Origin of the sequence: Bradyrhizobium genosp. A (assembly GCF_049949275.1) — a bacterium.
In the GTDB taxonomy this organism is placed as follows: Bacteria; Pseudomonadota; Alphaproteobacteria; order Rhizobiales; family Xanthobacteraceae; genus Bradyrhizobium.
Map to the genome: position 1 here is coordinate 5,933,630 of NZ_CP188196.1, position 24,279 is coordinate 5,957,908.

Sequence of the window (24,279 nt, forward strand, 5' to 3'; positions counted from 1 at the left end):
TCGGGTTCCGGTGATCGGATGGGACGCGAAGGTGCGGCTCGAAAGGAATCGCTACCCTCGACACCGGCAGCATCAAGCTCGGAACCCGAAAAAATGATCCTACAGTGTTAATTTGAAGTTTCAATAGAACCGACAAACGCGGTCAGCGGCGGAAACCATTCGTCCATTGATGTGCCACCCGGCAATCCCGTTGATTACCGTTAATTGCGGAGGCATTCGGGCGAGAGTGCGCCGTCGTCGCATAGCGGGTTCGGCCCGGCCCGACCGCACCATCAGCCATTGAATTTCTACTCAATTTGGCCGATCAGAAGATCAGCCTACGCCCCCTCCCCCCGGAGCTTCCCGAAAATGCCAGCCCCGCATGCCTCACAGGCCCTGTCGCGCTTCACCGTGCTCGATCTGACCCGCGTCCGCTCCGGACCCACCTGTGTGCGCCAGCTCGCGGACTGGGGTGCCAATGTCATCAAGATCGACGCGCTGCTGGAAGACGCTGCCGGCGAGCAGCCGGGCGGCCCGCGCCAGGGCTCGGATTTCCAGAATTTGCACCGCAACAAGCGGGCGATGACCCTGAACCTGAAGGACCCCAAGGGCCTTGATGTGTTCAAGCGCCTCGCGGCCAAGGCCGACGTTGTGGTCGAGAATTTCCGACCCGACGTGAAGAAGAAACTCGGCATCGACTATGAGAGCCTGCGCGAGATCAACCCGCGCATCGTCTATGGCAGCATCTCCGGTTTCGGCCAGGACGGCCCCTATCACAAGCGGCCGGGTTTCGATCAGATCGCGCAGGGCATGGGCGGGCTGATGTCGATCACCGGTGCGCCGGGCGAAGGCCCGATGCGGGTCGGCATTCCCGTTGCCGACCTCACCGCCGGCCTGTTCTGCGCCATAGGCATCCTCACCGCGCTGCTCGAGCGCGAGGTTTCGGGCGAGGGCCAGTGGGTGCAGACTTCGCTGCTTCAGGCCCAGATCTTCATGCTCGACTTCCAGGCCGCGCGCTGGCTGATGGAGAAGGAGGTCGCCAAGCAGGCCGGCAACAACCACCCGACCAGCATTCCGACCGGCGTGTTCAAGACCTCGGACGGCTACATCAACATCGCCACCACCGGCGGGCGCATCTGGGAACGCTGCGCGCAGGCGATCGGCGCGCCGGAACTCTATAGCCATCCCGACTATGCAACGGCGCCTGCCCGCTCCAAGAACCGCGACGCCCTCAACGCCGAGATGGAGAAACGTACCGTGACGAAATCGACTGAGACCTGGGTCCGTGAACTCAACGAGGCCGGTGTGCCCTGCGGGCCGATCTACGCCATCGACCAGATGTTCGAGGACGCCCAGGTCAGGCATCTCGGCATCGCCCAGGACGTGCCGAACGAAGAAGACCGCCATATCCGCCTGGTCGGCCAGCCCGTCACGCTGTCGCGCACGCCTAGCAAGATGGTGGCGCGGCCGCCGGAATTCGGCGAGCAGACTGACGAGGTGCTCACCGAGTTCGGTTTCAATGCCGAGGAGATCGCGAAGCTAAGGCAGGCCAAGGTGGTGTAGACGTCAGCGCGGCCCGGCATTGCAGCAAACTGGCCGGCTCGAGCCTCAGGCGCTCGCAGCCGTCAGCCCCGATTCCACGAGGCACCCCGCCAGAACTCTGTTGGCTACTCAAATGGCGAATTGACGAATCGGGGGCGGTCTGGCCGCCCTGCGCAAATGGGACCGTGATTTGTCAGAATCCGAACTGACCGTCGCGTCTCGCCGCGTGGTCGTGCTATGCTGCGCGACAGGAGCCACAACAGCCGCCGCGTTGGCGCCAGCGGCCGCACTACGAGTGAAGCGGATCGATCGTGATGTTGGGGTGGCGGGGCTTTTCGGTTTTTGGAATTTTCGCAGAACACAGATCCGATCCAAACGACCGAAAACTTCTCGGACGTTGTGCGCTGGCCGCAGTCTGCCTGATCGTATGCGCATTTCCGGACGTCATCTTCCTCAAGGCCAGCTTGAGCAACGCAAATGTCGTCAACGTCACCTACGACCAGCAAAGGAAGGTTCAGTTATTTCCCGAGCGGGAGAACCGTAGCATCCTTGACGGGCTGACTGATCCGGGAGGCGCCGCATTCCAGTCCGAGCCCGGCATACAATTCGTCCGACGCAGCTTTCGCGATGGGCAATCGATCTACTGGAACCCGTATTCGGCGACTGGTTCATATGGTCCCGAAACCCTCGTTGATATCAAGACATCACCCCTGACGATCGCCACCGCGCTCCTTGGCGGCAGTGACGGGGCGTTCCATGCCACCTTCCTGTTTTTCAATCTGGTCGCCGTCTTTTGCCTGCTCGTGCTGCTTGCGATCGAATTCCGGCTCTCATTCATCGCGGCGCTGGCCGGTGGCGTCACCTATCTGCTGAATGGTTATTACGTTGCCAATATGGGCTCGAACGTCTCGCAGACGTGGCTCTATTTTCCCGTTCTGACGTTGGCACTCGTGAGCTTCGCACGGCGTCCGAGCGCATTGAAGATTGCCGGAATTTCGTGCGGGGCGGGATTGCTCCTCGCCACGACGTTTCTGCCAACGACGATCCTGACAATGGCGACCGCTCTGTTGGTTGGCGCTGCTGCATCCGTCGGCCATTCAATCTCGCGGGAGCGCGGACCACGCTCGATTTCCAGGGCCGCCGGCGGGTTGATCGCGGGCCAGCTTGGCGGCGTAGCGCTGGCCCTGCTCACGCTCGCAATTGTGTATCTGCCGATTTTCGAAGCGCTGAAATACATGGCCACCGGCGACTTCTATGCAAAACGGCAATTCTTCCCGACTAACCTCTTTAATCTGATCTCGCTCTTCACACCGAAGCATGCCTTCGAGTCCTATGTCGCCGCCACGCCCCAACTCGCGCTGATGCGCGGCAATATCGCATTCCACCAGGGCATCATTGGCGCTCTGCTCGCCACCCAAATTGCGCGGCCATGGCCGGTCTTTCAGCGAACCATCATCATTCCCCTGTGCGCGGTGCTGTTGTTGTTGATCGCACGGGTTTACGGATTAGCCGGCGTATCCTCGGTCATCAATGCGATTCCGGTGCTCGGCAACCTTGGCGAGCAGTATGTATGGATCAGCATCGGGTTGATCTTCACGATCATCGTCGCATTCGGGCTGCATGGCCTGCAGGAGGGCGGAGTGCGGTTGATCCCGTTGCTCGTCGGCGCGGCGGTGATTGGGGGGGCATTCGCTTATACAACGCTCCTTTGGGGCAAGGAGAACATCGAATACCCGCTCTATCTTGCGGTGACGCTGGCCCTCCTCGAGGCAGGCGTGGCACTGATGATTTTGAGACGGACACGGATCGCTCCGATCATCGTGGCGTCGAGCATCGTCGTGCTGTCATGGGGCGAACTCACATTCGACCTGAATCACTTCAGACCGGAGCGATACGACCGTTTCCTGGAGCCCGCGCCTTTCATCGGCGTCCTGCAAAAGCAAGGCGGTCTGCACCGGGTCGCGAGTTACGGGCAGCCGGGCGTTCCGCCGGAATTCGGAAGCGCTTACGGACTTTACCAGATCGGGTCGATGAACTTTCAGCTGTTTCCCCGATATGAAGATCTCTTCAATCGTCTGATCCTGCCCAATCCGGCCCATCGTTGGGAGACGTTCGCGACCCTGGTGCTGGCACCTGACGCCGATTTTCTCAATCTTCGCGGGCTCGATTTTCTCGGCGTCAGGTTTCTGGTGTTACCGACGACATACGAGCGGCTTCGTCACTTCGTGGCAGATTCCGGCTGGAAGACCATTTATGAAGACGCCAAATTCGCAATCGTCGAAAACCCCAATCCGCTGCCGCGCGCGCTCATTGTCCACCAGGTTTCCGAAGGACATCAGACACCGCTGGATATCGACAGGTCGCCGCGCGAGGTTGCGACCTCCGACGATCCCGCTTTCATAGCGGAGGCAAGAGCACGTGGAATTCTGGGCCCGAGCACGGAGGCCCCTAGCCAACCCGAGCATGCCGAAATCACCCGCTACGACCATACCCGGCTCGAGATCTCGGCCAGCGTGTCGCAAAAGGGCGTCCTGGTGCTCAACGATGCCTGGCATCCGAACTGGAGGGTTTGGGTCGACGGAGAGGAGCGTCATCTCGGCCTGGTCAATCAGGCCTTCCGGGGCGTGCTGCTGGACCCGGGCAAGCATGTCGTCGAGATGCGCTATGCCCCCCGGACATTCTTGATAGGTAAGATATTTTCGGGCATTGGGCTTGCCGTCCTGCTTTGTCTCGTTCTATTCCGGCAGTGGATCGATCCGCGGCTGGCGGCCTTGATGGGAAGGGCCGCTGACGGCGCTTCTGCACAGGTCCGGCAGGCCAGATAGTGGATCCTGTATCGGTGGTTAGCCCTGTTGGAGATCTGCACTTGCAAGCCCCCGCCGACGCCTCGTCCGTAGCTGCGAGCTCCCACCCGGCAGAGAGTGCCGAAAAGCTGCCGAGCTTTTGTATTGCCCTGCCCACCTACAATGAGGCGGCCGCGATCGAAAACTGCGTGACCAACATTTCTTCATTCCTGAGCACGGTCCCCACGCGCACGGCGATCATTGCCGTCGACGACGGCAGCAGTGACGGAACCTGGGAGATCTTGCTTCAGCTCCAGCGCAAGTTCCCCTCGCTCGTTCTCGAGCGCCATGCTCAGAACGGTGGTTACGGCGCAGCCCAGCGGACCCTTTGCAGGGTCGCGGCTGAAAATGGTTTCGAATACGCGCTGGTCATGGATGCGGACGGAACGCAGGCACCGCATTTCATCGCCAACTTCTTCGAACCCATGCGGCGCCATATCGATCTGGTGAAGGCGACCCGGTACGATAAGGGGGGCGCCGTCAAAGGCGTTTCCTGGCAGCGCTATTGGATTTCTCGTGCGGGAAATCTGCTTGCCCGGATGGTGATGGGCCTGCCGATCACCGACTTTACGAACGGCTTTCGCGCGATCCGTACGCAGGCCTGGGCCAGAATCCCGACAACAGAGCGAGGCTTCATCGTCCTGATCGAGGAGGTCTACCTTGCGGGCAAGATGGGCTTCAGCTTCGCCGAAGTGCCCTATATCCTGACCGCGAGACAAGAGGAGGGATCGGAGTCGAAATTCACCTACCAGTGGAGCATCTACTGGCGCTATCTCCATTACATCTTCAAAAGATGATGTCGCCGGAGACCGTCACCTGGTCTCCAGCATCCAGGGTCGGGGATAGCCGGCCTCCCCTCGAGGCCGGCAACCCGTTCGGCGCGCGTCTTCAGCCCGCTCAGAACCAGTTGGTGATCTGGCTGCGGATGCAGTTGACGACAACCGAGGACGCCGCGAAGTTCTCGTTGAAGTCGTAGCGTACCTGCCAATCCTGACCGGTCACCGTTTCCACGGCGTCCACGAGGTTGGACACTTCCATGCCGCCGACCACGACGGCGCCAGCCTCGACAGTCTCCGGTCGTTCCGTGGTCATGCGCAGGCTGACGCACGGCACCTTGTAGAACAACGCCTCTTCCGGGGCGGTGCCGGAATCCGAAAGCACGCAGAAGCTCTCTGAAAGCAGCTTGTTGAAATCGTAAAATCCGAGCGGCGCCATGACGCGAACGCCGTCCGCGATCTTGATGTCCTTCAGCTTGCTCTTGGTGCGCGGGTGCATGGGATAAATCACCTCGCGCTTGAAGCGGCGCGCCATCTCTCCGAAGGCCTCGAACAGGCGCGCGAGATAGACCGGATTGTCGACGTTCTCGCTACGATGCGCGGTGACCAGAATGTAGCCCTTCGGCGACAGGTTCATGCGCTTGAGAACGTCGCAGGCCTGGATCTGCGGCAGGAAGTGACGCATCACCTCGAAGGTCGGATTGCCGGACAGGAATATCTTCGAGGGATGAATGTTCTCGCGGAGAAGATTCTCCCGGTGATAGGTATTGAACGGCAGCAAGATGCTGCTCATGTGGTCGATCAGGATGCGGTTGCGCTGCTCCGGCATCCGCTTGTCCCACGCGCGCAGCCCGGCTTCCATGTGGAAGATCTTGATGCCGCGCTGTGCCGCCGGCATCACCGACAATCCGCTGAACGTATCCCCGAGGATCAGCAACGCGTCCGGCTTGTGCTGTTCGAACAACTGATCGGACTTGATGATCACGTCGGCGACTTCGCGCGAATAGCTCGAGGTGTCGATATTGAGCTGATGATCCGGCTCGCGCAGTTCGAGATCGCGGAAGAAGAAATCCTTGAGCTCCGGCGTGAAATTTTGGCCGGTATGAACCATGATGTGCTCGAAGTTCAGGGCATCGAGCTTCTTGAACGTCGACCACATCTTGATCATTTCCGGCCGCGTGCCGAAAATCGACATAACTTTCATTCTAGTCTCCGACTTTTACCGGGCAGTTCAGTTTTTCTAGAGCAGGTCATCCGATGTCGGATAAAAGGTTATCCGCACATCGGGAAGCGGTACCATCAACCGGCCGCCTTGCGCGACGTAATCCGCGCTCTTCGCCGCAATTTCGTTGAAGAAACTCCAGGCAAAGATCAGCAGATAATCCGGAGGATCCGTGCGCAGCACGTCGTTGCTGCGGATCATGAGATGCGAACCAGGCGTCGAATAGCCGTGCTTTGCTGGCGCATCATCGATCATGTATTCGAGGTGTTCGCGCCCGATCCCGCAATACTGGATAATGGTGTTGGCACGGCCGGACGCGCCGTATCCGGCGATCTTACGGCCCTTTGCGCGCAGCCGCGTCAGCAGATCCATCAGCCTTTGGCGACGGTCGGCGCAGTTTGCGGCAAAGGTCGTGTAGGTCTCCGCACGGTCATAGCCAAGCGCCCGCTCCTCGTTCCGCAGATTATGCACGCGGACCGAGATGTCCTTGGCGTGGAAACTGTTCTTCTTGCAAACATAGTAGCGCATCGAGCCGCCATGAATCGGTATCGGCTTGATGTCGAAGACGGTCATGCCGTGACGAGCAAAATGATTCTCGATCGCAAGCAGGGAGTAATAATACAGGTGCTCGTGATAGATCATGTCGTACTGTAGATCCTGGATGATCTTGCCGAGATAGTGCACCTCGAAGACAAAGACACCGTCGTCCTTCAGGATCTTCTCTACCGCCCGCGTCACGCCATTGATGTCAGGGATATGCGCGAACACATTGTTGGCGAGAACCAAATCGGCCTTGCCGAAACGCCCGATCAACTCCTCGGCGAGCGATTCGTTGAAGAAGCCATGTACCGTGTTGATTCTCGGATCGTCGATCGTTTTCAGAATATTGAGCGCAGGATCGACGCCGATGAGATTGGCGATACCCTGATCCGCCAGCGGCTTCAGGAGGATGCCGTCATTGCAACCGAATTCGAGCACCGTGGCGTGGTGCGGCGTGACAAATCGCGCCACCACCTCCGTCGCGTAGTCGTTGAAATGCTCCCTTAGCGTCCGGATCGCCGACGAAAAGTAGAAATAGTCGGCGAAGAGAAGACTCGGATCGACCTTGTCGGGAACCTGGACCGCGTAGCAGCTCGGGCAGAAACACATCCGCAGCCGGAATTTCGATTCCCTGGCGAACGCTTCTTCCTTCAAGAACCCGCCGGCCAGCGCCACGTCGCCGAAATCAATGACTTCTACCAGACCCTCTGCCTCACAAAATGCACATCGGCCGTTCTGGGGGACAATCGGATGCAATCTTTCCATAACGATTGTCGAGGTCCTACTTGATGGGGGCGAGCCCCGAGATTAGGTCCAAATCCGCGGCAGTTGGCGCACTTTCTAGCCAACAAGCCCCAAAGCACCAGCCGTGCGCATGATGGCTCGAACTTGTCAAGCGGGACCTAACCACCGGACGAACCAGAAATGCCACATCGACCTGCCTCAGCTTCGGGCCTGCCTACGCGGGGTCCGGATTTTCTTGACAGACCGGCGAGATAGATGCCATCCGCAGAGATGCTCGGCCACGTCAATCGTGAGTGGAAATGAAGAATGTCGTCGGAATTGCCGCCTGATCCACACACGGCTCGCCGCGCCCCGCACGTGCTCGTGCTCGGGGCGACCGGCATGCTTGGGCACAAGCTTGTCCAGAGGCTGGCGGCGCAGGGCTTTCAGGTTTCCGGAACGGTTCGTTCGTCTTCGATTCCCGACACGCCCGCGGCCCGACTGGCTCTGGCTGGCGCACACCAGATCCAGCCGAATGTGGATGTTCTGCAGGACGCGGCCCTCCAGGCCGCGATCGAGACGGCAAATCCTGATGTCGTGATCAATGCGGTCGGCGTCATCAAGCAGATCGATCAGGCAAAGGATGCCATTACGTCGATCGCGGCCAACGCGATGCTTCCGCACAGAGCCGCGGCACTTTGCAGGAAGCGCGGCGCCCGCCTGATACAATTCAGCACCGATTGCGTGTTCGCCGGCCGGAAGGGTCCGTTTTCGGAAAATTCGCCGACCGATGCCGAGGATCTGTACGGACGCAGCAAGTTGCTGGGCGAAGTTTCAGGGCCCGGCTGCCTGACCATCCGGTCATCCATCGTCGGCAGGGAATTGCGCGGACGTTCAAGTCTGATCGAATGGTTCCTGAAGCAACGCGGCGGACACGCGAAGGGATTCGCCGGCGCTCTCTATACCGGCCTTACGACCAACGCCATGTCGGATCTGGTCGGAAAATTGATTACAGAACATGCGGACGTCGATGGCGTCTGGCACGTCGCCTCGGAGGCGATCAGCAAATACGAGCTTTTGCAGATCGTGAACGCGCAATACGGGCTCGACGTGACCCTCGAGCGCGACGATGAGTTTTTCTGCGATCGCAGGCTTGATGGCAGCAACTTCGCCAAGCGAACCGGATTCCATGCACCCGACTGGCAAACCATGATCAGGGAAATGCATGACGATCCAACGCCCTACGATGGGCATTGAACGCCAGCGGTCGTAGGGCCCACACACCCTCACTCCCCTTGCCGCCGGCCATGCAGACGCCACCGACGCGCGCATCCTCGGTGGTACCCTCGCCCGAAGGCTTGTGGGCCGTCACAAGCAGGTCGCACCTCGACGATGCCACAAAGGCATGGATCAGCCAGCGCCGGATCCCGGAACTGAGGCCGTCCGGATCGTCGCTTAAATTCTGCACGGTTGCATAAGGTGAGACGCACGTCTATCTACGTGTGGCCCCGACCATGGAGTGGGATACTGCCGCGGGGCACGCGGTGCTTCTGGCGGCCGGCGGCTGCATTGTGGACGGAGAGGACGTTCGTTACTTCAAGCCGGCCTATCGCAACGGTCATTTCGTTGCATTGGGCGGACGCGTCGGCGAATAGCGCAACTGGATCAAAAGACGAAATATGCTCCCCCGACATCTCCGCCGCCTCGAGGCTGAATCGATCGAGATCATGCGCGACGTGGTCGCCGAGTTCAAGAAGCCGGTCATGCTCTATTCGATCGGCAAGGATTCGAGCGTGATGCTCCATGTGGCGATGAAGGCGTTTCATCCCGCCAGGCTCCCCTTCCCGCTGCTCCATGTCGACACCACGTGGAAGTTCCGGGAGATGATTACGTTTCGCGACGAGACGGCCAAGCGCATCGGCGCCGATCTGATCGTGCATGTGAACAAGGAGGGCGTCGAGCGCGGCATCGGCCCGATCGCCTCCGGCTCCTATCTGCACACCCAGGTCATGAAGACCGACGCCCTGAAGCAGGCGCTGGATCTCTACCAGTTCGATGCGGCGTTCGGCGGCGCAAGGCGCGACGAGGAGAAGAGCCGGGCCAAGGAACGCATCTTCTCGTTCCGCTCCGCCGGCCATGTCTGGGATCCGCGCAACCAGCGACCGGAGCTGTGGAATCTCTTCAATACCCGCATCCGGCAAGGCGAGACGATGCGTGTGTTCGCGATGTCGAACTGGACCGAGTTCGACATCTGGGAATATATCATGCTCGAGAACATCCCGGTCGTGCCGCTGTATTTCGCCAGGATGCGCCCCGTCGTGCGACGCGGCGGCACGCTCATCATGGTGGATGACGACCGCCTCCCGCTGGAGCCGAACGAGACGGCCGAAATGCGGATGATCCGCTTCCGTACGCTCGGGTGCTACCCGCTCAGCGGCGCGATCGATTCGTCGGCGACAACGATCCAGGACATCGTCGCGGAGATGCAGACGGCGACGGTCTCCGAACGGCAGGGGCGCCTGATCGATTCCGACGAGGCTGCCTCGATGGAAAAGAAGAAGCGCGAGGGCTATTTCTGATGGACACCTCCGTTCTTCGAGAGCCGCATTCGACCGGGACCAAGGACCAGCTGCGCTTCATCACCTGCGGCTCGGTCGACGATGGCAAATCGACCCTGATCGGGCGGCTGCTGCACGACAGCAAGCTGATTTTCGAGGATCAACTGGCCGCGCTCGCGCGCGACAGCGCCAAACATGGCACCACCGGCGACGACATCGATTTCGCGCTCCTGGTCGACGGGCTCGAGGCCGAGCGGCAACAGGGCATCACCATCGATGTCGCCTACCGCTTCTTCACGACCCCGCGGCGCTCCTTCATGGTCGCGGACACGCCGGGCCACGAGCAGTACACGCGCAACATGGCGACCGGTGCCTCGACCGCGCAGCTTGCCATTATCCTGATCGACGCCCGCAAGGGTGTCCTGGTGCAGACCAAGCGCCATTCCTTCATCTGCTCGCTGCTCGGCATCAAGCACGTCGTCGTTGCCGTCAACAAGATCGATCTGGTCGATTACAAGAAGGACGTGTTCGATCGCATCGTCGGCGACTACGTCGCCTTTGCCACCGGCCTCGGCTTCTCCTCGATTGTTCCGATTCCGATGTCGGCGCGCTACGGCGACAACATCATCGACCGCTCGGGCAATACCGACTGGTACCACGGCCCCTGCCTGCTCGATTATCTCGAAAGCATCGACGTCGCGAGCGAGACGTCCGGACTGCCGTTCCGCTTTCCCGTGCAGTGGGTCAACCGCCCCAATCTCGATTTCCGCGGCTTCACTGGAACGGTGGCATCAGGCAGCATCTCGCCCGGCGACGAGATCGTGGTGTCGGCATCCGGCCATGCGAGCCGTGTCAAGGAGATCGTGACCTACGACGGCGAGTTGTCGAAGGCGGAAGCTGGCGATGCCGTGACGATCACGCTTCAGGACGAGATCGACATCGTCGGCGGCGACATCCTGGCGAAGCCGACCGAACGTCCCGAGGTTGCCGACCAGTTCGCCGCCCATCTGATCTGGATGAATCAGGACCCGCTCGTGCCGGCGCGCAACTATGTCGTCAGGATCGGCACTCAGACGATCACGTCGGCGAGCGTCACCGCGATCAAATACCGCATCGACGTCAATACCCGCGAGCACCTTGCCGCGACCACGCTCGGCCTGAACGAGATCGCGTTCTGCAATTTCGCCACGGCGCTGCCGGTTGCCTTCGATCCCTATGAGGCCAACCGCCGGACCGGCGCCTTCATCGTCATCGATCGCTACACCAATCGCACCGTCGGTGCCGGCATGATCGCATTTCCGTTGCGGCGCGCCAGCAACATCGCCTGGCAGCCGCTCTCGATCGGCAGGGCCGAGCGCGCCGCGCTCAAGAACCAGAAGCCGCGGATCATCTGGTTCACCGGCCTGTCCGGCGCGGGCAAATCGACGATCGCCAACATTCTCGATCAGAAGCTGTTCGCGCTCGGCAATCACACCATGCTGCTCGACGGCGACAATCTCCGCCACGGGCTCAACAGGGACCTCGGCTTCACGGAAGCAGATCGCGTCGAAAATATTCGCCGCGTCGGCGAGGTCGCCAAGCTCATGGTCGACAGCGGCCTGATCGTGATCTGCTCGTTCATTTCCCCCTACAGGGCCGAGCGCGACATGGTCCGCAGCCTCGTCGCCGAGGGAGATTTCATCGAGGTGTTCGTCAACACGCCCATCGAAGAGTGCATGCGGCGCGACCCGAAGGGGCTCTATTCCAAGGCGAAGGAAGGCAAGATCAAGAACTTCACCGGCATCGATGCGCCCTATGAAGCGCCCGAGCGCCCGGAAATCCGGCTGGAGACGGTCGGTCACCGCCCGGACGAGCTCGCCGATCAGATCATCGAACTCCTCCGGCGCCTTTGAGGTGCCTTGGGGCCGGCCTTGGGCTGAGGTCTCAGCCCTGCGGTCCCGGAAGCAACTCGTCAATGCGGCCGGCGGCCCGATAGGCGATCAGGCCGAGCCATTCGCGGACTGCGATGTTGGTCCGCGACAGGCCGTCCTCTGCAATATCCGTAAACGAGACGACGTCCCGTCCGGTGCCGACACGCCAGTCGACCGGACAAGGCTCGACCACAATCCCGCTTTCCGAAACAGACCGACCGACCTCGGCATGTGAAAGGCCGAGGTCACGAGCAGCCAGCGCTCGCCGGGCTTCGGATCGACCATGGCTTTGGTGAACTGTGCATTCTCGTACGTGTTGCGGGCGCGGCTTTCCAGGATCAGCCGGCTCTTGTCGATCCCCAGGCTTTCGAACAGCCCGGCCGCGAAGTCGGCCTCCTTCGCCTCGCCGGAGATCAGATTGGCATTGCCCCCCGTAAAGACCACGCGCGCGCCAGGATACTTCCGGGCCAGCACAGCGGTCACGACGATCCGGTCGGACGCGGTCGTTACGACCGGCGTACCATGGGCCGCGGACAGATCGACGTCGATCGACGCACCGAGAACGATGATGCCATCCGGCGCGGCTTGGGACGGGCTCCAGGCCGGGAAGCGAGACTCCAGCGGATAGAGCAGCAGGTTTCCGACCGGTGCGAACCCGCATACTGCGAGCATCAATGCAGACAGGACAAGAAGCGTGCGACCGAGCCTGAGGAATCGCGTCATGAGCAGGAGCGAGCCGAGTACGCCAAGGCCGATCAGGAAATTCAGCGGCAGCGCGATGATGCCGAGCGTCTTGCAGAACGAAGAACACGGTTTTCCTCCGGCCACAAAGATGGTGGTCATATCATCGATTGACGGAGGAAGCAGGCTTCGCCCCCAGGCAACCAGGCGAGGTTCAGGCGCGAGCCAAGCGCGCAGCCAGTTCGGCGCATTGATTGCGAATGTCGGGAATCGCGATGATTTCCCAGAATGCTGCACGCGTCAGCGGCCCGACGGCGAAAAGCCGACGCGAGGGAGATCCGTTCCCGTCAAGGATACCGGATGCGCTTGTCCAAAAACAACAAAGCCCGTCAGGGACGGAGTGATTTCGCTTCTCCCTCTCCCCTTTCTTGCGGGGAGAGGGGGAAGAAGAAAACCTACTTCACGACGAATCCGGCTTCCGTCATCAGCGACTTGTTGATCGCATCGTCCTCTTCGAGGAATTGCACCATGTCCTTGCCGGTGAGGAAGATCGGCTTCAAAGCCTGCTTTTCCATGTAGTCCCTGTACTCCGCGGTCTGCGTCACCTTGTGGAACAGCTCGACATAGAACGCCTGCTGCTCCGGCGTGACCTTGCCGGGCAGGAACATCGCGCGCAGCATCAGATACTGGACGTCGATGCCCTCCTCCTTGCAGGTCGGGATGTCGGCCCAGGACTGCGTATCCGTCACCTTGCTGGTGTAGGCGATGCGCTCCTTGTCGAACACGCAGAGCGGACGCACCTGGCCGGCGCGCCAGACTTCGAGATTTTCGCTAGGATTGTTGACGTTGGATTCGGTGTGGTTGCCGACGAGCTGGGTCGCGGCCTCGCCGCCGGACTTGTAGGCCAGATAGGAGAATTTCGCGCCGGTCTTCTGCTCGAGGAAAACGGTGAGCACGTGATCCTCGCGCTTGGAGCCGGTGCCGCCCATCTTGAACGGCGCGGCTGCCGCCTTCGCCGCCGCCACGAATTCCTTGACCGTCTTGGGGCCGGCGCTGTTGTCCCACAGCACGAACTGGTCGAGCGCGATCACCGAGACCGGGGTCAGCTCGTGCCAGTTGAATGGAATCTTGGCCGACAGCGGCAGCATGTAGATCAGCGAATATGCGATCAGCACCTTGTTCGGATCGCCCTCGCTGGACTTCATGTACATCAGCGCTTCCGCGCCCGACGCACCGCCCTTGAGCGAGACCACCATCGGCTGCTTCATCAGATTGTTCTTCTGGATCGCGGCCTGCATCATCCGCGCCATCTGGTCGGAGGCGCCGCCCGCGCCTGCCGCCACGACGATCTCGACCGGCTTGGCGGGCTCCCAGCCGGCAAACGCCGGCGCGCTCAACAACAAGGCCGTCGCAGCGCCGACGGCTTTCGCTGGAATTCGCACGAGTTTCGTCCCCTGGTTCTTATTGGCTTTGTGACGTCGGGAAATCTATCGATGCATTGTGCGGACTAAAGATCGCGAGTTCAAGCAGGCGGACGTTCCGCCGCATATGAATTTCGGCTGACGAGGCGCGCGCTACTTGCCCTTCCAGTTCGGCGTGCGCTTGTTGAGGAACGCGTCCATGCCATCGCGGAAATCTTCGCTCATATAGGCCTTGAGGATCAGATCCTCGCCCTGTTCGCGCGACAGCGTGGGGCGGATGCGGCGCACCGCTTCCTTCGTCGTTTCGAGCGTCAGCGGCGCATGGCTCGCGACGAGCTTTGCAGTCTCGTCGGCGCGGCGCTGCAGCGTCTCGACGTCGGGCACGATTTCGGTGAGCAGGCCGAGCGACAGTGCTTCCTGCGCCTCGACCAGCCGCGCCCTGAAGATCAGATCCTTGGTGCGCGCGGGTCCCACCAGCGACACGACGCGGCTGATGTTCGACATCGACAGGCAGTTGCCGAGCGTGCGCGCGATCGGGAAACCCATGCGCGTCGTCTCGGTGCCGATGCGGAGATCGCAGCAGGCGGCAATGCCGGCGCCACCGCCGGTGCAGGCGCCCGCGATGGCCGCAATCACCGGCACGCGGCACTGCTCGAGCGTGCCGAGCACGCGGTCGATGCGCGCCTCGTAGTCGAGCGCATCCTGTGCCGTTTTGAACGCGCGGAATTGCGAAATGTCAGTGCCGGAGGCAAACGCCTTGTCGCCGGCGCCGGTCAGGATCAGCGCCTTGATCGAGCGGTCCGTGTTGATCTCGGTGCAGATCTCCGCCATGCGGTCATACATGGCGAAGGTCATGGCGTTGCGCGCCTGCGGGCGGTTGAAGGTGATCCGCGCGATGCCGTCCGTGACGGAGTAGAGCAGGTCTTCGTTGGTCGTCGGTGCGTTCATCGCGCGCTCACTTTCCAGTTAGTTCAAATCACCTCGGCTTTTAAGCCACTTGAGCCTCTAGGCTACATGAGCCTTGGCCATCGGCACCGCGTCGCGTCCCTTCAGGACGTCCATCGCCGCCAGCACGCCGCCGCTCCGGTGCGGAATCTTTGCAAGATCCAGGCCCATCTCGACGCCGGCGAGCGTACCCATCAGCATCAGATCGTTGAAATGACCGATATGGCCGATGCGGAACACCTTGCCCTTGACCTTGTTCAGGCCGGTGCCGAGTGACATGTCGAAGTTTTCCAGCACCACCTTGCGGAAGGCGTCGGCGTCGTGGCCGTCGGGCACGCGCACGCCGGTCAGCGCCGGTGAATGCGCGGCAGGATCGACGCACTGCGTCTCGAGGCCCCAGACCTTGGCCGCCGCGCGCGTCGCTGCGCTGTGGCGCTTGTGGCGGGACCAGACGTTCTCGAGCCCTTCCTCCTCCAGCATCTTCACCGCTTCGCGCAGGCCGTAGAGCAGATTGGTGGCGGGCGTGTAGGGGAAGGTGCCGAGCTTGTTGAAGCTGATCACTTCCTGCCAGTCCCAATAAGAACGCATACCGGGATTCGCCGTGGCAACGCTGAGCGCCTTCTCCGAGACGGCGTTGAAGCCGAGGCCCGGCGGCAGCATCAGGCCCTTCTGCGAGCCCGCGACCGAGACGTCGATGCCCCAGGCGTCGTGCTCGTATTCCATCGAGCCGAGGCCGGAGATGGTGTCGACCATCAACAGCGCCGGATGTTTTGTGCGGTCGAGGATCTTGCGCACTTCCGCGGGCGGAGTCACGCAACCGGTCGAGGTCTCGTTGTGGACGACGCAGACCGCTTTGATCGCGTGCTGCTTGTCGGCCACAAGATGCTTCTCGATCTCGGCGAGGTCGGCGCCATGGCGCCAGTCGCTCGGGATGAAGTCGACGTCGAGCTTGAATTTGTCGGCGATGCCGCGCCACAGCACGGCGAACTGGCCGGTCTCGCACATCAGCACCTTGTCGCCGGGGGCGAACACGTTGACCATGGCCGCTTCCCAGGCGCCGGTACCGGATGAGGGGAAGATGATCACGGGCTGCTTGGTGCGGAACACCCGCTGCATCGAGGCGAGAACCGCGAAACCGAGCTCGGCGAACTCCGGACCGCGATGGTCCAGCGTCGGCATGTCCATCGCCCGCAGCACGCGGTCGGGCACGTTGGTCGGTCCTGGAATCTGGAGAAAATGCCTTCCAGTATGCACGGTCATAGGCGTCCTTCCCGGTCTAGCCTTGTTTTGATGGCCGCCGAATAGCACCATTTGACCGCCCTGTCCCCTCTCCAAAGGGCGACTTCCATGCATAACCGGAGACCCTCCGCCGCCCCCTTTCGCCGGGGCATTTGACATCGGAGATTTGGGGCCCCGAAGCTTCCCACAGCGTCATGGCCGGGCGTGAACGCCCCTACTCCGCGGCCACACCTTGCCGGACGGCGCCCGCCCCTCGGCCTCCGTAAACGGGCGTTCCGGGTGCATCAGGAAGGCCGAGGCGCCGCCGAGCAGCAGCAGCCCCATCGACATCAGGAACGGCAGGTACCAGTTTCCGGTCGCATCGATCACGAAGCCCGCGACCAGCGGGGAGACGATGGCGGCAAAGGCAGAGCCGGTGTTCATGAGGCCCGACGCGGTCCCCGAATATTTCGGGGCGACGTCCATCGGGATCGACCACATCGGGCCGATCACGAGCTCCGCACAGAAGAAGCCGGCCGACAGGCACAGCGCGACGATCGTGATGTCGTGGACGAACAGGATCGGGAACAGCGAGAGCAGCGCCCCCGCAAATCCCGCAACGGTGACGCTGAGCCGCGCCAGACGGACATTGCCGGTGCGATCGAGGATCTTGTCCGAGATCACGCCGCCGACGCTGTCGCCGATCACGCCGGCGAAGAAAACGCCGGAGGCGAACAGCGCCGAGTTCTTGATGTCGAGATTGTAGTTGTTCTTGAAGAACAGCGGCAGCCAGTTGAGATAGAGCCACAGGCACCAGCCATAGCAGAAATAGGTCAGCGTCACCGGCCACATCCGCCCGAACAGCGGCCCCCACGGCACGCGCGGCCGCTCGCCAGTCGGGCGCGGCGGCAATGCAGCGAGCTCAGCCTCGGTGATGGAAGCGTGCTCCTTCGGCTCGTTACGGAAGTACCAGACCCAGATCACGCCCCAGACGAGGCTCACGAAGCCGAGCACGACGAAGGCGCCGCGCCAGGTCAGCCACAGGATCAGGAGCGCCACCACCGGCGGCGTCACCGCATTGCCGAGCCGGGCGAAGGAATGGGTCAGGCCTTGCGCAAAACCGCGGCGGTTTGCCGGCGTCCAGTATTGCATCGCGCGCGTCGCGGTCGGGAACGTCGCGCCCTCGCCGAAGCCGAGCGCGAAGCGTGCGACGAACAGTGCGGTAAGACCATTCACGAAGCCGGTCGAGATGGTGGCCACCGCCCAGATCATGCCGCACCAGAACAGCGTCTTGCGCGGCCCGAAGCGATCGCCGACCCAGCCGCCGATCACCTGGAACAGCAGATAGGGATAGGCGAAGGCGGAGAACACGAGACCGAGCTGGGTGTTCGAGAGGGCGAGCTCCTTCTGGATCTCGCTCGCCGCAGTGCCGATGTTCACCCGATCGACATAGGTGATGAAATACATCGCGCAGAGCATCGCCAGCACGACATGCGTGGCCTTGAACCGAATTCCCATCTCCACCCCTCCTGATCGCTTTTTATGATTGTCAGCCCGCGTGTCCCTGCGCGGTTTAAGTGCCGACCACTTTCAGATGCGGTGACGCGTTGCCCTGCGGGCGCTGCTCCAACAGCTTCATCGCGACGTCGACGCCGCCGGAGCGGTGCGGCACGCCGGCGACCGACAGGCCCATCTCCACGCCGGTGAGCGCGCCGAGCAGCGTCAGCGCATTGCATTCGCCGAGATGGCCGATGCGGAAGACCTTTCCGGCCACCTTCGACAGGCCCGAGCCGAGCGACATGTTGTAATTCTCGAGCACGATCTTCCGGAACTGGTCGGCGTCATGGCCCGGCGGCACCAGCACCGCGGTCAGCACCGGCGAGAATTCCGACGGCTCCTGACAGAGCACTTCGAGGCCCCAATGATTGACGGCGGCACGCGTTGCGGCCGCCAGCCGCTGATGCCGCGCGAACACGTTGTCGAGCCCCTCTTCGAGCAGCATCGCGATCGCCTCGCGCAGGCCGTAGAGCAGGTTGGTCGCCGGCGTGTAGGGGAAGAAGCCGTTGGCGTTCGGCTTGAGCATCTCCTCCCAGTCGAAATAGGAGCGCGGCATCTTGTTGGTCTTCGCCGCCGCGCGCGCCTTCTCGGAGATCGCGTTGAAGCCGAGGCCCGGCGGCAGCATAAAGCCCTTCTGCGAGCAGCTGACGCTGACATCGACCTTCCATTCGTCGTGGCTGTAGTCGACCGAGCCGAGCGAGGAGATGGTGTCGACCATCAGCAGCGCCGGATGGCCGCTGCGGTCGATCGCGGCGCGGATCTCGGCGATGCGGCTGGTCGCGCCCGTCGAGGTTTCGTTGTGCACGACCATCACAGCCTTGATCGCTCGCGCCTTGTCCTCGGTGAGTTTTGCTTCGATCACGGCCGGATCGGCGCCGTGGCGCCAGTCGCCGGGCACGAAATCAACCTCGATGCCGAAGCGGCCCGCCATCTGCCGCCACAGCGTTGCGAAATGGCCGGTCTCGACCATCAGCACCTTGTCGCCCGGCGACAGCGTGTTGACGATCGCAGCTTCCCAGGCGCCCGTCCCCGAGGAGGGGAAGATGATGACAGGACCCTTGGTCTGGAAAATCTTTTGGCTGCCTTCGAGCACAGTGCGGCCGAGTTCGCCGAACTCGGCGCTCCGATGGTCGATCACCGGCATGTCCATGGCGCGCAGGACGCGCTCCGGGACCGGGCTCGGGCCCGGAATCTGGAGGAAATGGCGTCCCTGATGCATGAAAACCTCCCTGGCGTCAGATTCTGGCCGGCTTGAGCGCTTATTTTGCATTCATTTTTTGTCATTTCAATCGAAATTTGGTATTCGATTGTGGACGTCGACGCGACCAAATGGGCAAATTATTGTGCTGCAAATGAAATCCACGATTCCCGACACCGGGGTCCCGATCACCCCGCCCGCCACAAATGGCGGCGACCGCGAGGCCGCCTCGCTCCATGGCGAGATCCTGCTGCGGCTGCGCGACTACGTCGTGGAAGGCAACATTCCCGACGGCGCCCGCGTTCCCGAGCGCCAGCTCTGCGAGATGTTCGGCATCTCCCGCACACCCTTGCGCGAGGCCTTAAAGGTGCTCGCCGCCGAGGGCCTGATCGAGCTGCTGCCCAACCGCGGCGCCCGAATCCGCCAGCTCAGCCAGCGCGACCTGGAAGAGCTGTTCGACGTGATGGCGGGACTTGAGGGTCTCGCCGGGCGCCTTGCCTGCGAGGTCATTACGGATGAGGAAATCACCGCGATCGAGCAGCTGCATTACGAGATGTACGGCCATTATCTGCATCGCGACATGCACGGCTATTTCCAGACCAACCAACGCATCCACGAGAGCATCGTCGCAGCAGCCCGCAACGAGACGCTGAAGACCGCCTACGCCAATTTCGCCGGGAGAATCCGCCGGGTCCGCTACTCCGCAAATTTTGCCCGCAAGCGGCAGCGCTGGGCGGAGGCGATGCGCGAGCACGAGGCCATCCTCGACGCGCTGCGCCGCCGCGCCGGCAGTGAGCTCAGCGACATCCTGTTTCAGCACCTGCGCAACAAGCGGACGGCGGCGATCGAGCATCTGACCGAGCCGCAAGAGGATGCGGCGGCGCCTTGAGGGACGGCCGCTTTGCTCATTTTGAATTCATAATATGATCGGTCGGAAACAAGAATGCATAATCCAGCAGGGCGCGCGCCGCGCTGGATCACTCCGGGACTACGTATGACAAACGCCTCCTCGCTCGAACGGCGCCTGCGCGCGGACATGACCGGCGACGTCCTGTTCGACGACTTCAGCCGCGGCCGCTACGCCACCGACGCCTCGTTCTACCAGATCGTGCCGTCAGGCGTGGTCGTCCCCAAGACGATGGACGAGGCCCTCAAGGCCCTGGCAATCGCCCGCGACGAAGGCGTGAAGGTCACCCCGCGCGGCGGCGGCACCTCGCAATGCGGCCAGACCGTCAATGACGGCCTCGTGGTCGATCTCTCCAAGCACCTCAACCGCATCCTGTCGCTCGACGTCGAGGGGCGGACCTGCGTGGTCGAGCCCGGCATCGTGCTCGACGACCTCAACCGCCAGCTCAAACAGCACGGCCTGTGGTTTCCGGTCGACGTCTCCACGGCCTCCCGCGCCACCATCGGCGGCATGGCCGGCAACAATTCCTGCGGCGGCCGCTCGCTTCGCTACGGCACCATGCGCGACAACACGCTGTCGATGGAGGCCTCGCTCGCCGACGGCACGCTGAGCCGTTTTGGCGAGGTCTCGCGCGATCTCTCCGATCTCGACGCGAACGACAGCATGCGCGCCCTGTTACGCGACATGCTCGATCTCGGCACGCGCGAGGCCGACGAAATCGCGGCGCGCTTTCCAAAGGTGCAGCGCCGCGTCGGTGGCTACAATCTCGATGCGCTCACCCCGCGCAATGCGCGCAACAACATGGCGCATCTCCTGGTGGGATCGGAAGGCACGCTCGCCTTCACCACAAAGGTCGAGCTAAAACTGTGGCCCGTGATCCGCAACAAGGCGCTTGGCGTCTGCCATTTCGGCAGCTTCTACGAGGCGATGGATGCGGCCCAGCATCTGGTCAAGCTCAAGCCGATCGCGGTCGAGCTGGTCGACCGCACAATGCTCGCGCTCGGCCGCGACATCGCGATGTTCCAGCCGATCATCTCGGCCGCGATCAAGGGCGATCCGGATGCCGTGCTGGTGGTCGAGTTCGCCGAGGAGGACCAGGCCGACAATCTATTGCGTCTCAAGCAGCTCGGCGAGCTGATGGGCGATCTCGGCTTCGCCTGGAATAACGACACGCGCAAATGGGGCGGCGTGGTCGAGATCACCGAGCCCGCGCTTCAGAGCGGCATTGCCGATTTCCGCGCCGCCGGCCTCAACGTCATGATGTCCATGAAGCAGGAGGGCAAGCCCGTCTCCTTTGTGGAGGACTGCGCCGTGCCGCTGCCGCATCTCGCCGACTACACCCAACGGCTGAACGAGGTGTTTGCCAGGCATGGCACCAGCGGCACGATGTATGCGCATGCCTCCGAGGGCTGCCTGCATGTGCGGCCCGTGCTGAATTTGAAGCTGGAGAAAGACGTCAAGGCGATGCGCGCCATCGCCGAGGAGGCGTTCGCATTGGTGCGCGAATACAAGGGCTCGCATTCCGGCGAGCACGGCGACGGCCTGGTGCGCTCCGAATTCCACGAGACCATGTTCGGCGAGCGCCTCGTCGCCGACTTCAGGGAGGTGAAGCATCGCTTCGATCCCGACGGCGTGCTCAACCCCGGCAAGATCGTCGACGCGCCCAGAATGGACGACCGCTCGCTGTTCCGCTTCAAGCCGAACTATCGCGTCGCCGACCTCAAGACAAAGCTCGACTGGTCCGCTTATCCCGGCGCCGGCGGCGGTTTCCAGGGCGCGGTCGAGATGTGCAACAACAACGGCGCCTGCCGCAAGCTCGAGGGCGGCGTGATGTGCCCGTCCTATCGTGCCACGCGCAACGAGAAGGATGTCACGCGAGGTCGCGCCAACACGCTGCGGCTCGCGATCTCCGGCCAGCTCGGCCCCGATGCGTTGTCCTCCGACGAGATGATGGAGACGCTCAAGCTTTGCGTCTCCTGCAAGGCGTGCCGCCACGAATGTCCTGTTGGCGTCGACATGGCCAAGATGAAGATCGAGGTGCTGGCCGCGCGCGCCGCGTCCCACGGCCTGACCTTGCGCGATCGGCTGGTCGGCTATCTCCCGCGTTACGCCGACCTCGCGTCGCGCTTCGCGCCGCTGGCGAATTTGCGCAACCACAGCCCGCTGCTGCGAAAGCTGTTCGAGCGCTTTGCCGGCATCAGCGCGCGCCGCGCCCTGCCCGCCTTCCGTAGCGACCTGTTTGTGCCGCCGGCCGACAGCGTCGGTCCGGAAACCGGCTGCGAGGTCGTGCTGTTCGCCGACACCTTTAATCGCATCTATGAGCGCGAGAATCTCGAGGCAGCGCTACGCGTGCTCGCGGCCGGTGGCTATCGCGTACATCTGCCGAAGCCCATCAGCGGCAGTCGCCCGCTGTGCTGCGGCCGCACGTTCCTTTCAGCCGGACTGGTCGATGAAGCCAGGTCCGAGCTCGACCGTCTCGTGGCCGCTTTCGCGCCCTTTGCCGCCCGCGGCGTGCCGATCATAGGTCTCGAGCCGAGCTGCCTGTTGACGCTCCGCGACGAGCTGGCTTCACTGCGCAAGGACGACGACGCCAAGGCGGTCGGCGCACATGCGCTGACGTTCGAGGAATTTCTGGTGCGCGAGGCCGAGGCCGGCCGGCTGCAACTGCCACTCGGCACCGTCGCCGACAAAGCCGTGGTGCACGGCCATTGCCACCAGAAATCCTTTGGCGCCTTCAAGCCGGTCGAGCAGGTGCTGCGGCTCGTCCCCGGCCTTGCGGTTGAGACCATCGAGTCCAGCTGCTGCGGTATGGCCGGCGCGTTCGGCTACGGCGCCGACACCTATGACGCCTCAATCGAGATGGCCGAGCTGTCGCTGCTGCCCGCGGTGCGGCGCGCAGACCAGACGACGCTGGTCGTTGCCGACGGCACCTCCTGCCGCCACCAGATTCACGACGGCGCGCAACGCGAGGCGCTCCACGTCGCCCGCGTGCTGGCGATGAGCCTCGATCGCGCCGAGACCAATTCCAATTCAACCGCTACAAAGGAACCCAGCCATGGCTGACCTCACGCTCGATACCGCCCGAAAAATCCTCGACGCCGCCTTGGCAAAGTCCACCGAACTGAAGCTGAAGCCGCTGGTCGTCTCGATCCTCGACGCGCGTGGCGTGCTCAAAATCGCAGCCGCCCAGGACGGCACCAGCCTGATGCGCGCCGAGATCGCCCATGGCAAGGCCTATGGCGCGCTCGCGATGGGCATGGGCTCGCGCGCGCTGTACCAGCGCGCGCAGGAGCAGGCCTATTTCATCGACGCCATGAACACGATTGCAAAAGGCGCGCTGGTGCCGGTCCCCGGCGGCGTGCTGGTCATGGACGGCACGACGCTCCTTGGCGCCGTCGGCGTCTCCGGCGACACGTCTGACAACGACGAGGCTTGCGCGGTGGCCGGCATCCAGGCGGCCGGGCTGAAAGCCAACGCGGGGTAGCTCGTCATTCCGGGGCGCGCCGCTTGGCGCGAACCCGGAATCCATCGCGCGGCGCGCGATGCGGACAAATGGATTCCGGGCTCGCGCTACGCGCGCCCCGGAATGACGCCAAATCTTGTGTTACCCGACGGGCAAAACATCCAACCGCGCTGTCAACCACCGCTCCCAAAAATATTCCGCTTTACCGAAATTCGGTTTTATCGTACACATTGCCCATCCTGATCCGGCGAAAGGGGCGGTCGTACGTCGTCACGAACCGCGGATCGGGCTGCGGTGGACGCTGGGCAGCGCCGTCGCGGATGTGAGACGCAGGGCGGGGCGATGGATTGAGCCGAACCCCGTGAGCGACTTGCAAGCCGCGTTGTACGAACGGCGCTCGATGCCCTGCATAGCCCTCGGGGGCGACGCAGGGAAGCTCGCGTACGGCAAAACCGTGTGGTCCTGGCCGTCGTTGCTACGGCCAAGCCTTGCGAATGCGGCGTCGCTTCAACCTGGGCGACGCCCGTGACTTTCGCAAGGCGACGGAGGCAAGACCGAATTCGTCTCCGGGGAGAGCGCGCATAAGCCGTCAAACCACTGCGCAGGGAAGGCCGGATGTTTGGCTGCCCTGTACCGCTCCTGTGCCTTGCGTGTGCATCATTCTCGCACGGGAGTTTTGCGGGTGCCAGCCGGCACCCGGCCTTCCCTGCGCCCTTTCTTCGGAGAGGGCGTGAAGCGGCGAGCAAAGCTCGGGCGGAATACGCCGCGAGAAGGCGAAGGTGTGTCTGCTGTTTGA

General features: G+C 62.6%; 17 protein-coding genes and 1 pseudogene. 10 read left to right on the forward strand and 8 right to left on the reverse strand.

The window, feature by feature from the left end; translation table 11 throughout:
• Positions 1–348 precede the first annotated feature (348 nt).
• The 3 genes from ACP2YP_RS27775 to ACP2YP_RS27785 all read left to right on the forward strand — a co-directional run bounded on the left by ACP2YP_RS27775 (position 349) and on the right by ACP2YP_RS27785 (position 5,161).
• Positions 349–1,542, forward strand: a complete 1,194-nt coding sequence (locus tag ACP2YP_RS27775) for a CaiB/BaiF CoA transferase family protein (RefSeq protein WP_426419441.1) — start codon at positions 349–351, stop codon at positions 1,540–1,542.
• Positions 1,543–1,835: 293 nt separating this feature from the next.
• On the forward strand, positions 1,836–4,346 hold the full coding sequence (locus ACP2YP_RS27780) for a YfhO family protein (protein WP_426419442.1): 2,511 nt from the start codon (positions 1,836–1,838) through the stop codon (positions 4,344–4,346).
• Between the two features lie 41 nt (positions 4,347–4,387).
• Positions 4,388–5,161: a glycosyltransferase gene (locus ACP2YP_RS27785; RefSeq protein ID WP_426419443.1), complete on the forward strand. Its 774-nt coding sequence runs from the start codon at positions 4,388–4,390 to the stop codon at positions 5,159–5,161.
• Between the two features lie 100 nt (positions 5,162–5,261).
• Here the strand turns inward: ACP2YP_RS27785 and wecB are convergent, their stop codons facing one another.
• The gene (gene wecB, locus ACP2YP_RS27790) at positions 5,262–6,344 is read right to left on the reverse strand and encodes a non-hydrolyzing UDP-N-acetylglucosamine 2-epimerase (RefSeq protein WP_426419444.1); all 1,083 of its coding nucleotides are present in this window, start codon (positions 6,342–6,344) and stop codon (positions 5,262–5,264) included.
• A 36-nt stretch (positions 6,345–6,380) separates the two neighbouring features.
• The gene (locus ACP2YP_RS27795; RefSeq protein WP_426419445.1) at positions 6,381–7,667 is read right to left on the reverse strand and encodes a class I SAM-dependent methyltransferase; all 1,287 of its coding nucleotides are present in this window, start codon (positions 7,665–7,667) and stop codon (positions 6,381–6,383) included.
• A 285-nt stretch (positions 7,668–7,952) separates the two neighbouring features.
• On the opposite strand from ACP2YP_RS27795, the gene ACP2YP_RS27800 reads away from it, so the two are divergent.
• The 4 genes from ACP2YP_RS27800 to cysN all read left to right on the forward strand — a co-directional run bounded on the left by ACP2YP_RS27800 (position 7,953) and on the right by cysN (position 12,075).
• Positions 7,953–8,882: a dTDP-4-dehydrorhamnose reductase family protein gene (locus ACP2YP_RS27800; RefSeq protein WP_426419446.1), complete on the forward strand. Its 930-nt coding sequence runs from the start codon at positions 7,953–7,955 to the stop codon at positions 8,880–8,882.
• 257 nt (positions 8,883–9,139) lie between these two features.
• Complete coding sequence (locus ACP2YP_RS27805) at positions 9,140–9,280, forward strand: hypothetical protein (RefSeq protein WP_426419447.1); 141 nt, start codon at positions 9,140–9,142, stop codon at positions 9,278–9,280.
• Positions 9,281–9,304: 24 nt separating this feature from the next.
• Complete coding sequence (cysD, locus tag ACP2YP_RS27810; protein ID WP_426419448.1) at positions 9,305–10,204, forward strand: sulfate adenylyltransferase subunit CysD; 900 nt, start codon at positions 9,305–9,307, stop codon at positions 10,202–10,204.
• Positions 10,204–12,075: a sulfate adenylyltransferase subunit CysN gene (cysN, locus tag ACP2YP_RS27815; RefSeq protein ID WP_426419449.1), complete on the forward strand. Its 1,872-nt coding sequence runs from the start codon at positions 10,204–10,206 to the stop codon at positions 12,073–12,075. Before cysD ends, cysN begins: the two co-directional genes overlap by 1 nt.
• A gap of 31 nt (positions 12,076–12,106) precedes the next feature.
• On the opposite strand, the pseudogene ACP2YP_RS27820 reads toward cysN, so the two are convergent.
• The 6 genes and pseudogenes from ACP2YP_RS27820 to ACP2YP_RS27845 form a co-directional block, all read right to left on the reverse strand.
• Positions 12,107–12,904 (reverse strand): annotated as a pseudogene (locus ACP2YP_RS27820) (YdcF family protein).
• Between the two features lie 325 nt (positions 12,905–13,229).
• Positions 13,230–14,216: a Bug family tripartite tricarboxylate transporter substrate binding protein gene (locus ACP2YP_RS27825; RefSeq protein WP_426419450.1), complete on the reverse strand. Its 987-nt coding sequence runs from the start codon at positions 14,214–14,216 to the stop codon at positions 13,230–13,232.
• A 132-nt stretch (positions 14,217–14,348) separates the two neighbouring features.
• Entirely contained in the window at positions 14,349–15,143 is a 795-nt protein-coding gene (locus ACP2YP_RS27830; RefSeq protein ID WP_426419451.1) for an enoyl-CoA hydratase/isomerase family protein, read from the reverse strand.
• 57 nt (positions 15,144–15,200) lie between these two features.
• Positions 15,201–16,400: a pyridoxal-phosphate-dependent aminotransferase family protein gene (locus ACP2YP_RS27835; protein ID WP_426419452.1), complete on the reverse strand. Its 1,200-nt coding sequence runs from the start codon at positions 16,398–16,400 to the stop codon at positions 15,201–15,203.
• Positions 16,401–16,571: 171 nt separating this feature from the next.
• Complete coding sequence (locus ACP2YP_RS27840; RefSeq protein ID WP_426419453.1) at positions 16,572–17,876, reverse strand: MFS transporter; 1,305 nt, start codon at positions 17,874–17,876, stop codon at positions 16,572–16,574.
• A 55-nt stretch (positions 17,877–17,931) separates the two neighbouring features.
• A complete protein-coding gene (locus ACP2YP_RS27845) occupies positions 17,932–19,134 on the reverse strand; it encodes a pyridoxal-phosphate-dependent aminotransferase family protein (RefSeq protein ID WP_426419454.1) in 1,203 nt (400 codons plus the stop codon).
• Between the two features lie 133 nt (positions 19,135–19,267).
• Here ACP2YP_RS27845 and ACP2YP_RS27850 point away from each other — a divergent pair, with 133 nt between their 5' ends.
• The 3 genes from ACP2YP_RS27850 to ACP2YP_RS27860 all read left to right on the forward strand — a co-directional run bounded on the left by ACP2YP_RS27850 (position 19,268) and on the right by ACP2YP_RS27860 (position 23,504).
• Complete coding sequence (locus ACP2YP_RS27850; protein WP_426419455.1) at positions 19,268–20,002, forward strand: GntR family transcriptional regulator; 735 nt, start codon at positions 19,268–19,270, stop codon at positions 20,000–20,002.
• Between the two features lie 105 nt (positions 20,003–20,107).
• Positions 20,108–23,083: an FAD-binding and (Fe-S)-binding domain-containing protein gene (locus tag ACP2YP_RS27855; RefSeq protein ID WP_426419456.1), complete on the forward strand. Its 2,976-nt coding sequence runs from the start codon at positions 20,108–20,110 to the stop codon at positions 23,081–23,083.
• Positions 23,076–23,504 (forward strand): GlcG/HbpS family heme-binding protein, encoded by a 429-nt coding sequence (locus tag ACP2YP_RS27860; protein ID WP_426419457.1) that lies wholly within the window; start codon positions 23,076–23,078, stop codon positions 23,502–23,504. The genes ACP2YP_RS27855 and ACP2YP_RS27860 overlap by 8 nt, the downstream gene beginning before the upstream one ends.
• The last annotated feature ends 775 nt before the right edge of the window (positions 23,505–24,279 follow it).